At 70.5% G+C, this 13,072-nt stretch carries 11 protein-coding genes; 10 read left to right on the top strand and 1 reads right to left on the bottom strand.

What is annotated here, in order from left to right; all coding sequences use genetic code 11:
• Window positions 1–143 precede the first annotated feature (143 nt).
• On the top strand, window positions 144–839 hold the full coding sequence (lepB, locus tag AMETH_RS00715; RefSeq protein WP_017986102.1) for a signal peptidase I: 696 nt from the start codon (window positions 144–146) through the stop codon (window positions 837–839).
• Here the strand turns inward: lepB and AMETH_RS00710 are convergent.
• Entirely contained in the window at window positions 793–2,220 is a 1,428-nt protein-coding gene (locus tag AMETH_RS00710; RefSeq protein WP_017986101.1) for a M20/M25/M40 family metallo-hydrolase, read from the bottom strand. The genes lepB and AMETH_RS00710 overlap by 47 nt on opposite strands.
• Before the next feature lie 154 nt (window positions 2,221–2,374).
• Between AMETH_RS00710 and AMETH_RS00705 the strand changes: the two genes are divergently transcribed.
• The 9 genes from AMETH_RS00705 (at window position 2,375) to AMETH_RS00665 (ending at window position 13,039) form a co-directional block, all read left to right on the top strand.
• Window positions 2,375–3,166: an ABC transporter ATP-binding protein gene (locus AMETH_RS00705; RefSeq protein WP_017986100.1), complete on the top strand. Its 792-nt coding sequence runs from the start codon at window positions 2,375–2,377 to the stop codon at window positions 3,164–3,166.
• Complete coding sequence (locus tag AMETH_RS00700; protein WP_017986099.1) at window positions 3,154–3,978, top strand: ABC transporter ATP-binding protein; 825 nt, start codon at window positions 3,154–3,156, stop codon at window positions 3,976–3,978. The genes AMETH_RS00705 and AMETH_RS00700 overlap by 13 nt, the downstream gene beginning before the upstream one ends.
• On the top strand, window positions 3,975–5,786 hold the full coding sequence (locus tag AMETH_RS00695) for an AMP-dependent synthetase/ligase (protein ID WP_017986098.1): 1,812 nt from the start codon (window positions 3,975–3,977) through the stop codon (window positions 5,784–5,786). The genes AMETH_RS00700 and AMETH_RS00695 overlap by 4 nt, the downstream gene beginning before the upstream one ends.
• Entirely contained in the window at window positions 5,783–6,679 is an 897-nt protein-coding gene (locus tag AMETH_RS00690) for a branched-chain amino acid ABC transporter permease (RefSeq protein ID WP_017986097.1), read from the top strand. The genes AMETH_RS00695 and AMETH_RS00690 overlap by 4 nt, the downstream gene beginning before the upstream one ends.
• Complete coding sequence (locus tag AMETH_RS00685) at window positions 6,679–7,776, top strand: branched-chain amino acid ABC transporter permease (RefSeq protein ID WP_017986096.1); 1,098 nt, start codon at window positions 6,679–6,681, stop codon at window positions 7,774–7,776. Before AMETH_RS00690 ends, AMETH_RS00685 begins: the two co-directional genes overlap by 1 nt.
• Before the next feature lie 14 nt (window positions 7,777–7,790).
• Window positions 7,791–9,065: an ABC transporter substrate-binding protein gene (locus AMETH_RS00680; RefSeq protein ID WP_017986095.1), complete on the top strand. Its 1,275-nt coding sequence runs from the start codon at window positions 7,791–7,793 to the stop codon at window positions 9,063–9,065.
• A gap of 357 nt (window positions 9,066–9,422) precedes the next feature.
• Window positions 9,423–10,655: a pyruvate dehydrogenase (acetyl-transferring) E1 component subunit alpha gene (pdhA, locus tag AMETH_RS00675; protein ID WP_026153679.1), complete on the top strand. Its 1,233-nt coding sequence runs from the start codon at window positions 9,423–9,425 to the stop codon at window positions 10,653–10,655.
• On the top strand, window positions 10,655–11,683 hold the full coding sequence (locus AMETH_RS00670) for an alpha-ketoacid dehydrogenase subunit beta (RefSeq protein WP_017986093.1): 1,029 nt from the start codon (window positions 10,655–10,657) through the stop codon (window positions 11,681–11,683). Before pdhA ends, AMETH_RS00670 begins: the two co-directional genes overlap by 1 nt.
• A gap of 6 nt (window positions 11,684–11,689) precedes the next feature.
• Window positions 11,690–13,039 (top strand): dihydrolipoamide acetyltransferase family protein, encoded by a 1,350-nt coding sequence (locus AMETH_RS00665; RefSeq protein ID WP_017986092.1) that lies wholly within the window; start codon window positions 11,690–11,692, stop codon window positions 13,037–13,039.
• The last annotated feature ends 33 nt before the right edge of the window (window positions 13,040–13,072 follow it).

The following is a 13,072-nucleotide window of genomic DNA, read 5'->3' as shown; positions in this document are numbered from 1 at the left end:
GACGGTCACGCACAGCATCGAGTGGTTACGGCCGCATTTCGGGTCTACCCGGTAACCAGCCGGTAACACGCCGGTGACCCTGAGTGTCCCTGAAGTACGCACGGACGGGGAAATGATCGCGGGCGCAGGGGCGATCTCCGGTCGTGAAGAACCGCTGGTGGCTGCCTGCCACCGTCATGACGCTCGGCATCGTGCTCGCGGCCGCGGCCGGTCTGTGGACGGTGCTCCGCTACGACAGCGTCGAGCTGCCCGCCTCGTCCATGGAACCGACGCTGCGGCAGGGCGACCAGCTCACTCTCGTGGACGTGGACGGCGATGTCCGCCACGGCGACGTCATCGTGTTCAGCGGCGCGTCGTTTGAGATCCCGCGGCTGTTCGCGAAGCGGGTGGTCGGCCTCGGCGGAGGTGCGGTGGCCTGCTGTGACGAGTCGGAGCGGCTGCTGGTGAACGGGGTGCCCGTCGAGGAGGAGTACCTGCTGCGCGACGGCCCCACCTACCGCTTCACCACCCGGGTGCCCGCCAACAGCGTGTTCGTCCTCGGGGACTGGCGGAACAACTCCGCCGACTCGCGGAGGCACCTCGACGGGCCCCATCAGGGCGCGATCCCGCTCGGCGACGTTCGCTACCGGGTGGTGGCCGTCGACGGGGAGAACCTCGTCCCCACCAGCGCGTTCGTCGACGCGGGACGGTCGGGTGGGCGGTCCCCGGCGCCGGACCAGCGGACGTCGCTGCTGGTGGTCGGCGCCGGGGTCGCGGTGTTCCTCAGCGGGCTGGTGTGGCTGGTGGTCGCGATCAGCCCCGCGCGTGGGCGTCCAGCATGTGCGCCACCGCCTCGGTGAGCCGCTTCGCCTGCGCCAGGTGCAGCCACTCGTCGGGGACGTGGGCGTTCGAGTCGGGCCCCAGCGCGCCGGTGACCAGGAACTGGGCCTCCGGGTACTTCTCGCCGAGCAGGCCCATGAACGGGATCGACCCGCCGAGCCCGACGCTGCGCCAGGGGGCGCCGAACACCTCGTCGCTGACCCGCTCCAGCGCCGACGCCAGCCACGGCGACGCGTCGGGCGCGTTCCAGCCGTTCGCGGCCTCCATTCCGGACAGTTCGACCACCGCGCCGTAGGGGACGTCCGTGGTCAGCGCCTTCTCCACCGCGTTCAGCGCCGCCGCCGCGTCGGCAGTCGGGGGGAGCCGGAAGCTCAGCGCCAGCGTCGTGTGGTCGCGCAGGACGTTGCCCGCGTTCGCCGGCTCCGGGAAGCCCTCCGCGCCGATCACCGACAGCGTGGGCCGCCACGACTGGTTCAGCAGCAGTTCCAGCTCGTCGTCCGAGACCGGGCGCATCCCGGGCATCAGCGGGAACGAACCGCTGATCGCGCCGGGGGCCACCGCGACCGTCGCGGCCGCCTCTTCGCGGCGGTTCGCCGGGATGTCGACGTTCAGCTCCGCCAGCTTGATCTCGCCCGTCTCCGCGTCCTCGATGCGGTCCAGCAGCTGCCGCAGCACCCGGAACGAGCTCGGCACCACGCCGCTGGCCAGCCCGGAGTGCGCCGCCGCCTGGAGCACCCGCACCGTGACGTGCACCTGCGTCATTCCGCGCAGGCTCGTCGTCAGCCACAGCCGCTCGTAGTCGTTGCCGCCGGAGTCCAGGCACACCACGAAACTCACGCGCCCCAGCCGCTCGGACAGGTGCTCCAGGTACCGCGGGAGGTCGGGGCTGCCCGACTCCTCACCGGTCTCCAGCAGGATCACCGATCGCGCGTGGGCGCCGCCCGCCGCGTGCACGGCCTCCAGCGCGGCCGTCGCCGCGTAGCCGGCGTACCCGTCGTCCGCCGAGCCGCGGCCGTACAGCCTGCCGTCGCGGACCACCGGGGTCCACGGGCCGAGCCCCTCCGCCCAGCCGCCGACCGGGGGCTGCTTGTCGAGGTGGCCGTAGAGCAGGACGGTGCCGCGGTCCTCCGCGCCGGGCGTGGCCGGGACGTCGACCAGCAGCACCGGGCTGCGGCCGTCGAGCCGCACCACGTCGAGCGTCGCGCCGGGCAGGCCGCGCCCGGCGATCCAGTTCTGCACGTGCCGCACAGCGGCGTCGAGGTGCCCGTTGGCGGCCCAGTCGGGGTCGAAGGCCTGCGACAGGGCGGGGATCTCCACCAGGCCGGACAGGCTCGGCAGCACCTCGCTGTCCCAGAGGCGCTGCACGGTTTCACGCACGGTCGTCTGCTCCACCCGGGCCATTCTGCCAGCCGTCGCCAGGTCACAGTTCGGCTCCGCATTGGCCTTCACCCGTGACCGCTAGCCACCTTCCGTATTCAATGTGATCTCAATCACCCACATTGGGGACAAAACGCCCGGTTCAACGAGGAACGGAGGGCACGCCTTGTCACCACCCGTGCTGGCGGTGAACAACCTCGAAGTGGTGTACGACGACGTGGTGCTGGTCCTCCGGGGACTCAGCCTGGAGGTCCCCGACGGCGCGATCGTCACGCTGCTCGGCGCGAACGGTGCGGGCAAGACGACCCTGCTGCGGGCGATCACCGGCCTCCTCATGCCGCACCGCGGCAAGATCACCAAGGGCACGGTCCGCTTCCGCGACGAGGACATCACCGGCGCCGACCCCGCCGACGTGGTGCGCAAGGGCATCGCACAGGTGATGGAGGGCAGGCGGATCTTCGCCGAGATCACCGTCGACGAGAACCTGCGCACCGGCGCCTACACCCGCCGCTCCCGCACCGAGGTCCGCGAGTCCTACGCCAGGGTGATGGATCTGTTCCCGGTCCTGAAGGACCGCCGCCGCTCGATCGCCGGTTACCTCTCCGGCGGCGAGCAGCAGATGCTCGCGATCGGCCGCGCACTCATGGCGTCGCCGAAGCTCCTGCTGCTCGACGAGCCCTCGCTCGGTCTCGCGCCCAAGCTGGTCGAGCAGGTGCGGGACATCATCATCGAGATCAACGGCCAGGGCACCAGCGTCCTGCTGGTCGAGCAGAACGCCGTGATGGCGCTGTCGATCGCCGGATCCGGCTACGTCGTCGAGACCGGGAAGGTCGTCAAGGACGGCCCGGCCGCCGACCTCCTCGCCGACGAGGACATCCGCGAGTTCTACCTCGGCGCCGCCCAGCACGAGGAGCGGCGCAGCTTCGCCGAAGTCAAGAGCTACCGGAGGAAGAAGCGATGGAGCGCGTGACCACCAGCGACCCCGCGCCCGCCCGGGAGGACGAAGCCGGCACCGATCGACCGATCCTCGAGGTCCGCGACCTGACGCTGCGGTTCGGCGGGGTCACGGCGCTCGACGGCGTCAGCTTCGAGGTCGGCCGCGGCGAGCTGTTCGCCGTGATCGGCCCGAACGGCGCGGGCAAGACGTCGATCTTCAACTGCCTCAACGGGGTCTACCGCCCGCAGGAGGGCACCATCACGCTGGACGGCGAACGGCTGGTCGGCCGCGCGCCCGCCGCGATCGCCGCGATGGGCGTGGCCCGCACGTTCCAGAACCTCGGCCTGTTCGAGCACCTCACGCTCATCGAGAACCTGATGCTCGGCCGCCACCACCTGATGCGCACCGGTTTCGGCACCGGGATGCTCTGGTGGGGCCGCGCGAAGCGCGAGGAGGTCCGGCACCGCGCGGCTGTCGAGGAGATCGTCGAACTGCTCGAACTCGAGCCGTACCGCCGGATGCCTGCCGGACTGCTCCCCTACGGCGTCGCGAAACGCGCCGAACTGGGCCGCGCGCTGGCGATGGAGCCGTCGCTGCTGCTGCTCGACGAGCCGGTCGCCGGCATGAACCTGGAGGAGACCGAGGACACCGCGCGGTACCTGGTCGAGGTCCGGCGCGAGCTGGGCCTCGCGATGATCCTCGTCGAGCACGACATGCGACTGGTCATGGACCTCGCCGACCGGGTGCTCGCACTGGACTTCGGCGTCGCGATCGCCACCGGGAAGCCGTCGGAGATCCAGAACCACCCGGCCGTGATCGAGGCCTACCTGGGCGGTGCCCGATGAGCACGGCACTGGTCGCTCCCCCGGACGTGCGGACCCTGCCCGCGCGCCTGCTGGAACACGCCCGCACGCTGGGCGACCGCACCGCGATGCGGGAGAAGCACCGCGGCCGCTGGCGCGAATGGACCTGGTCCGCCTACGCCGAACGGGTCGCGAACGTCGCCGCCGGCCTGCGGGAACTCGGCGTCGAGCCGGGCGACCGGGTGGCGATCCACGCCGAGAACCGGCCGGAGTGGGTGGTCGCCGACCTGGCCGTGCAGGGCATCGGCGCGATCAGCATGGGCGTCTACCCGACCTCGCCGGAGGCCGAGGTCGAATATCTGCTGTCGCACTCCGGCGCGAAGGTGCTGATCGCCGAGGACGAGGAGCAGCTGGACAAGGCGCTCGCGGTGCGCGGCAGGCTGCCCGACCTGCGGAGCCTGGTGGTGATGGACCCGCGCGGGGTGCGCGTGGAGGCGTTGCCCGACCTGATGACGTTCGAGCAGCTGGAACGCCCGCGGGACAACGCCTTGCGCGACTACCAGGACTCGGTGTCGCGGCTCGACCCGGACGCCACCGCGATCCTCGTCTACACCTCCGGCACCACCGGACCGCCCAAGGGCGCGATGATCTCGCACGCCAACCTGGTCGCGGCCGGGCGCACGTTCATCGACGCGCTCGGCGGCGGCCCGGACGACGAGGTGCTGTCCTACCTGCCGCTGTGCCACATCGCCGAGCGGCTCACCTCGGTGATCGACTCCGTGTGGGCCGGTTCGGTGGTCAACTTCGGCGAGGGCGGCCCGTCCTTCCTCAACGACCTGCGCGACGTGCAGCCGACCGTGTTCCTCGGCGTGCCGCGGGTGTGGGAGAAGATGCTGGCGGGCACCGAAATCCGGATGGCCGACGCCTCGCGGCTCAAGCGCGGCCTCTACCGGTTCTGGCTCAAGCAGGGCCGCCGGATCGCGCCGCGCCGCATGACCGGTCGGCTGTCGGCGGGCGACCAGATCCGCCTGTGGCTAGCGGAGTTCCTCGTTTTCCGTGCCCTGCGGGAGAAACTCGGCCTGGTCCGGGTCCGCACCGCGTTGTCCGGCGCCGCGCCGATCGCGCCCCAGGTGCTGGAATACCTGTGGGCCATCGGGGTTCCGGTGCGCGAGGGCTACGGGCAGACCGAGAACACCGCGCTGGCCACGCTCACCCCGGACGGCGACGTGCGGCTCGGCGCGGTCGGCAAACCGCTGCCCGGCGTGGAGGTGCGGATCGCCGAGGACGGCGAGATCCTCACCCGCTCGGCCGGGGTTTTCCAGGGCTACTTCCACAACCCGGAGGCCACCGCGGCGGCGGTGGACGCGGACGGCTGGCTGCACACCGGCGACGTCGGCGAGATCGACGCCGACGGGTTCCTGCGGATCACCGACCGCAAGAAGGACATCATCATCACCGCGGGCGGCAAGAACATCTCGCCGTCGGAGATCGAGAACCGGCTCAAGGTCTCGCCGTTCGTGCGCGAGGCGATCGTGATCGGGGACCGCCGCAAGTACCTCACCGCGTTGATCGGCATCGAGGCAGAGACGGTCGGCAACTGGGCGACCCGCCGCGGCCTCGCGTACACGACCTACGCCGACCTGTCGGCCAAACCCGAGGTGGTGGCGCTCGTCCAGCAGGTGGTCGACGAGACCAACCGGGAGTTCTCGCAGGTCGAGCAGATCAAGCGGGTCACCTTGATCGGCAAGGAACTCGACCACGAGGACGGCGAGCTGACCGCGACGCAGAAGGTCAAGCGGCGGGCCATCGAGCTGCGGTTCGAGCACGAGATCGAGGCGATGTACCGGTGACGACGTTCCTGCAGAACTGCTTCGCCGGGCTTGCCCTCGGGTCCACCTATGCCCTGGTGGCGCTGGGTTTCGTGGTCATCTACAAGTCGACGGGGGTGATCAACTTCGCGCAGGGCGGGCTGCTCGCGCTCGGCGCCTACCTCGGGTACACGTTCGCCAACAACCTGGCGATCGCGTTCGGTGTGGCGATCCCGCTGGCGTGCGCGTCGGCGGCGCTGGTGGGCGCCGGGTTCGAGCGGATCGTGTTGCGGCGCATGGTCGGGCAGCCGCCGTTCGCGGTCATCATGATCACCATCGGCCTGCTGTTCGTGCTGGAGCCGCTGATCACCGCGATCTGGGGCTTCGACAACCTGCAGGTCACCAACCCGTGGAACATCCAGACCGTCGAAGCAGGCGGGATCGTCTTCGGCGTGCGGGACCTGTGGACGATCGGGCTGACCGCGGCGGTCGTCGTCGCGTTCTTCCTGTTCTTCCGCTTCACCTCGCTCGGCCTTGCGATGCGGGCCACCGCGTTCGACCCGGAAGCGGCGCTGGCGCAGGGGATCAGCGCACGCCGGGTGTACGCGGTCTCGTGGGCCATCGCATCGGCGCTGGCGGCGCTCGCCGGGATCACCATGGCGGCCGGGCCGGGCGGGCTCTCCCCGTCGATCGGGTTCATCGCGCTCGCGGCGTTCCCGGCGATGATCCTCGGCGGCCTCGACTCGCCGGCCGGCGCGGTGCTCGGCGGCATCGTGATCGGGCTGGCCGAGGCGCTCACCCGGGGCTACCAGGACCAGCTGTTCTCCTGGGCGGGCGACAACGTGTCGATCATCGTGCCCTACCTGCTGATGATCGTGATCCTGCTGATCCGGCCGTACGGCCTGCTGGGAACCAAGGACGTACGGAGGATCTGATGCCGAAACCGCACCGCAACGTCGTCCGGGACTACGCCCAGGACCTGCGCCTGTTCGGCTCGCCGATGTCGAAGTTCGGGCTGGCGCTGATGATCGCGGCGTTCCTGGTGCTGCCGACGGTCGTGCAGGACGACTTCTGGCTGTCCGTGCTGATCTACGCCGGCATCACCGCGGTCGGCGCGATCGGCCTCAACCTGCTCACCGGCTACTGCGGGCAGATCTCGCTCGGGCACGCGTTCTTCATCGGCGCGGGCGCGTACGTGACGGCCAAGGTCGGCGGCGACTTCGGCATGCCGTTCCCGCTGTGGCTGCTCGCCGCCGCCGGGATCGGGGCGGTGCTGGGCGGGCTGATCGGACCGTTCACGCTGCGGCTGCGCGGCCACTACCTGGCCATCGTCACGCTCGGGCTGGTGTTCCTCGGCGAGCACCTGTGGCGCAACCTCGACGACCTCACCGGCGGCAACTCGGGCACGTCGGTCAACGCCGACGTCGCGATCGGGCCGGTGGACTTCGCCGACCTGACGATCTTCGGCGAGAGCTACTCGCGCAACCAGGGCTGGTTCTGGCTGGTGTGGGCGCTGGTCGGGCTGGTCGCCCTGCTGGTGAAGAACCTCGCCCGCACCCGCCCGGGCCGCGCGCTGCAGGCGGTGCGCGACCGCGACCAGGCCGCCGAGGTGATCGGCGTGCGAGCGGGCCGGTACAAGATCGGCGCGTTCATGGTGTCCAGCGCGATCGCCTCGATGGCGGGCGCGCTGTTCGGGTCCTACCAGCAGTTCGTCAGCCCCGACGAGTGGAACCTGCTGCTGTCCATCCAGTACATCGCGGTGATCATCGTGGGCGGTCTGGGCACGATCTTCGGATCGGTGCTCGGCGCGCTGTTCGTCGGCGCGCTGCCCGCCCTGATCGACCGCTACAGCGACGTCATCCCCGGCGTCCAGACGAGCGTGGGCGATTCGGGGTTCATCAGTGTGTTCGCCCTCAACCAGGCCATCTTCGGGTTGCTGATCGTGCTGTTCCTGGTGCTCGAACCACGCGGGCTCGCGGGCATCTGGCTGCGCATAAAGACCTATTTCAAGGCCTGGCCCTTCTCCTACTAGTCCAGGAGGCGTCCATGAAGAGAACGCGGATCGCGGCGGTGCTGGCCGCGGCGACGCTCGCGCTGGCCGCGTGCGGCGGTGCGGGCGACGACGAAGGCGGTGGTGGCGGCCAGGCCGGCAACCCGGGCGCCACCGCCGGGTTCGACGGCACGACGATCAAGCTCGGCGTGCTGTCCCCGCTGTCCGGTCCGGTCGCGGTGATCGGGCAGCCGCTGACCTCGGGCAACGAGGTCTGGTTCCAGGCGCTCAACGAACGCGGCGGGATCGCGGGCAAGTACAAGGTGCAGCTCGTCCAGGAGGACACCCAGTACAAGCCGGACGTCGCCGTGCAGAAGTACAACAAGGTCAAGGGCGACGTGGTCGCGTTCACCCAGCTGCTGGGCACGCCGTCGACGCTGGCCGTGCTGCCGCAGCTGCGCGCGGACAAGATGCTGGCCGCGCCGGCGTCGCTGGACGCGCTATGGGTGCGTGAAGAGAACCTGCTGCCGGTCGGCGGGCCGTACCAGGTGCAGGCGATCAACGCCATGGACCACTACCTCACCGAAGGCGGCGGCACCAAGGACTCGAAGATCTGCACGATGGTCCAGGACGACGTCTACGGCGAGGCGGGCCAGGCCGGGATCGACTTCGCGGCGAAGAGCTACGGCTTCACCGTGGCGAACACGCAGCGCTTCAAGGCGGGGACGGAGAACTACGCGGGCCAGATCGGCGCGCTCGCCGGCGCCGGCTGCCAGATGGTGTTCCTGACCGCGACCCCGACGGACGCGGCCAAGATCTGGGGCACCGCGGCACAGGCCCGGTTCGCGCCCCGCTGGTACGGGCAGTCGCCGAGCTACACGTCGGCGTTCGCCAAGTCCGCGATCGCGCCGTACCTGCAGCAGTACGTCACGATCGTCGCCGAGGGCACCGAGTGGGGCGACAACTCCGTGCCGGGCATGGCGAAGATGGTCGCCGACGAGAACGCCTTCGCCCCGCAGCAGGAGCCGGACTACTACTTCGCGTTCGGCTACAACCAGGCCCGCGCGATGACCGCGGTGCTGGAGAAGGCGGTCGAGCTGGGCGACCTGTCCCGCGACGGCATCCTGAAGGCGTCCAGCGAACTGGGCACCGTGTCGTTCGACGGTCTCACCGGCGACTACAAGTACGGCCCGGCCGACACCCGCAACCCGCCGCGGTCGAGCACGCTGTTCAAGGTCGACCCGACGAAGCCGTTCGGACTGGCCACTCTCAAGTACAACTTCAGTTCACAGGCGGCACAGCAGTACCAGTTCACGAAGGCCAACCTGTAACCGGGTGGCGTGACGCAGGTCACCCACGACACCGAGGCGGGCCACCGTCGGAGCGTTCTCCGCGACGGAGGTGGCCCGTCCGTCACTTCCGGGCAGGTGAGCGCGCGCCTCCACGGCCGACTATCGGTGGGTCGTCGGTCGGGCTTCCGAGCGTTTGCCCAGCTCAGGGCGGGCTTTCACAGCAACAAATCAGGCGCGGACCTGCACTCGCGGGGCTCGTTCGTGTCAGGATGTTCCCCGTAAGCCGTCACGGCCGACGGCTGCCGAGCGCTTCGGATCCGAAACGTCGGTGGCCGCTGGTCAGCCATCAGCGGCCGCCACAAGCGGCCTCGTGGCAGGACACCGAGGAGAACGCGCATGCCGTCCCCCGAACAGTGGACGCACCCGGAGCCCGGCGAAGGACCGGCCGCACAGGCCGCACAACCATCGCGGGAGCAGGTGATCGCCGGTTTGCGAAACACGGACGCAGGTGGCGCTGAGGTGACTCAGCTGCTCACCCCCGAAGGCGAGCGGATCGCTTCGCCGCAGTTCGACCGCTACATCTCCGACGTCGACCCGGAAGCGCTACGCGGGCTCTACCGCGACATGGTGCTGGTCCGCCGGGCCGACCGGGAAGCCAACGCCATGCAGCGCCAGGGCCAGCTCGGCATCTGGGTCCCGCTGCTGGGCCAGGAAGCCGCGCAGGTCGGCTCCGGCCGCGCGCTCAAGCCGCAGGACATGGCCTTCCCGAGCTACCGGGAACACGGCGTGGCCTACACCCGCGGCGTCGACTTCAAGGAACTGCTGGGCATCTTCCGCTGCACCGACCACGGTGGCTGGGACTTCAAGGCCCACGGCTTCCACCCGTACACCATCGTGATCGGCAACCAGGTCCTCAACGCCGCCGGCTACGCGATGGGCCAGAAGTTCGAGGGGCGGGTAGGCAACACAGACGGTGACGGGAACCCATCGAGCACTGACGAGGCGACGATCGTCTACTTCGGCGACGGCGCCACCTCGCAGGGCGACGTGCACGAGGGCTTCGTGTGGGCCGCGGTGTACGACGCGCCGCTGGTGTTCTTCTGCCAGAACAACCAGTGGGCGATCTCCGAGCCGACCGAACGCCAGTCCCGCCTGCCGCTCTACCAGCGCGCCCGCGGGTACGGGTTCCCCGGCATCCGCGTCGACGGCAACGACGTGCTGGCCTGCCTCGCGGTGACCCGCTGGGCGCTCGAAGAGTGCCGCCACGGCAACGGCCCGGTGCTGATCGAAGCGTTCACCTACCGGATGGACGCCCACACCACCACCGACGACCCGACCCGCTACCGGCTCTCCGACGAGCTCGAGGTGTGGAAGCACAAGGACCCCATCGAGCGCGTGCGGGTGCACCTGGCGCGCAGCGGGTTCGCCGACCAGGCGTGGTTCGACCAGGTCCAGGCCGAGGCCGACGCGTTCGCCGCCGACCTGCGCGAGTTCTGCTTCAACATGCCCGAACCGCCGCCGGAACGCGTGTTCGCCAACGTCTACGCCGAACCGTCGCCGGTGCTCGACGCCCAGCGCGACGAGTACCTGTCCTACCTCGCCGGTTTCGTGGAAGCGGGTGAGCGCTGATGGCCGCCCCCGTCAAGTCCCCTGTGGACGGTGCAGTGCCCGCGATGCAGAAGCTGACCATCGGCAAGGCTCTGAACCTGGGCCTGCGTGCCGCGATGGAGGCCGACGACAAGGTCATCGTCCTCGGTGAGGACGTCGGCAAGCTCGGCGGCGTCTTCCGCATCACCGACGGGCTGCAGAAGGACTTCGGCGAGCAGCGCGTGCTGGACACGCCGCTGGCCGAGTCCGGCATCATCGGCACCGCGGTCGGTCTCGCCGTGCGCGGGTTCCGGCCGGTGTGCGAGATCCAGTTCGAGGGCTTCATCTTCCCCGGCTTCGACCAGATCTCCTCGCAGCTGGCGAAGCTGCACTACCGGACCCAGGGCAAGGTCAAGGTCCCGGTGGTCGTGCGGGTGCCCTTCGGCGGCGGGATCGGCGCGGTCGAGCACCACTCCGAGTCGCCGGAGTCGCTGTTCGCGCACATCCCCGGGCTGAAGGTCGTGTCGTGCTCCAACCCGGCCGACGCGTACTGGATGATCCAGCAGGCCATCGACTGCGACGACCCGGTGCTGTTCTTCGAGCCGAAGCGGCTCTACCACAACGGGCAGCTCAAGTCCGAAGTGGACACCACGACGCCGCCGGGGCCGCTGTTCGCCTCCCGGGTGGTGCGCCAGGGCACCGACTGCACGGTGGTCGCCTACGGGCCGTCGGTGAAGGTGTGCCTGGATGCGGCCGAGGCCGCGGCAGAAGAGGGCCGGTCGCTGGAGGTCATCGACCTGCGCACGATCTCGCCGCTCGACCTCGCGCCGGTGTTCGAGTCGGTGCGCCGTACCGGGCGGCTGGTCGCGGTCAGCGAGGCGTCGTCGGAGTCGTCGATCACCTCGGAGATCGCCGCGCGCGTGCAGCAGGAGTGCTTCTACTCGCTGGAAGCGCCGGTGCTGCGGGCCACCGGGTTCGACACCCCGTACCCGCCGTCCAAGCTCGAGGAGCACTTCCTCCCCGACCTGGACCGGGTGCTGCACACCGTCGACCGCGCGATGGGCTGGTGAGGCGGGGTGCCCGAGTACAAGCAGTTCCTGCTCGCCGACACCGCCGAAGGCCTGACCGAAGCCGAGATCCTGAACGTCCGGGTGCAGCCCGGCGACGAGGTGACGGTCAACCAGATCGTCGTCGAGGTGGAGACCGCGAAGGCGGCCGTCGAGCTGCCGATCCCGTGGGCAGGCGTGATCACCGAGGTGCTGGCCGAGCCCGGCGCGACCGTCGAGGTCGGGGCGCCGCTGCTCACCGTCGACGTCGACCCGGCCGGGTCGTCGGCGTCTCCGGCCCAGGCGGTGAACGGCTCGTCCGCGCCGGCGCCGGCCGCGGCCGAGGAGGAGATGAAGCCGCTGGTCGGCTACGGCTCGAAGACGACCGAGGCGCGGCGACGACCGCGCCGGGCCGCTCCGTCCGCCGCACCGCCTGCTGCAACTCCCGCCGCACCGCCTGCCGCTGCTCCGGCGCCGGCACCCGCGGCGGCGCGGGGTGGCTACGTGCCGCTGGCCAAACCGCCGGTGCGCAAGCTCGCCAAGGACCTCGGTGTCGACCTGTCGACCCTGACCGGGTCGGCGGACGGCGGGATCATCACGCGCGAGGACGTCGAGCGGGCGGCCCGTCCGGCTGCTCCCGCTGCTCCCGCTGCTCCCGCTGCTCCCGCGCCGGTGGCCGGGTCGCGTGAGCGGCGGGTGCCGGTCAAGGGCGTCCGCAAGGCGACCGCGCAGGCGATGGTGTCCAGCGCGTTCACCGCGCCGCACGTCACGGAGTTCCTGACCATCGACGTCACGCCGATGATGGAGCTGCGTGAGCGGCTGAAGAAGCACCCGGACTTCGCCGGGGTGAAGCTGACCCCGCTGGCCTTCGCGGCCAAGGCCGTGTGCATGGCGGTGAAGCGGACGCCGGACGTCAACGCCACCTGGGACGAGGCGGCGGGCGAGATCGTCTACAAGGACTACGTGCACCTGGGCATCGCCGCCGCGACGCCCCGCGGGCTCGTGGTGCCCAAGATCCGGGACGCGGACGCGATGTCGCTGCCCGAGCTGGCGCGGGCGCTGGACGAGCTGACCACGACCGCACGCGAGGGCAAGACCCCGCCCGCCGAGATGGTCAACGGGACGATCACGATCACCAACGTCGGGGTGTTCGGGGTCGACACCGGCACGCCGATCATCAACCCGGGCGAGGCCGCGATCCTGGCCTTCGGCGCGATCAAGGACGCGCCGTGGGTGGTGGACGGGCAGCTCGCCGTGCGGAAGGTGCTGCAGCTGTCGCTGAGCTTCGACCACCGGCTGGTCGACGGGCAGCAGGGCTCGCAGTTCCTCGCCGACGTCGGCGCGCTGCTGGCCGATCCGGCCATGGCGATCACGTACTGACGGTTCGGGGCCGCGTTCCCGCGCGGCCCCGTT

The organism is Amycolatopsis methanolica 239 (assembly GCF_000739085.1).
GTDB classification, from domain to species: Bacteria; Actinomycetota; Actinomycetes; order Mycobacteriales; family Pseudonocardiaceae; genus Amycolatopsis_E; species Amycolatopsis_E methanolica.
Note: the sequence above shows the minus strand (reverse complement) of the source record. Positions and strands in the feature narration are given on the sequence as shown.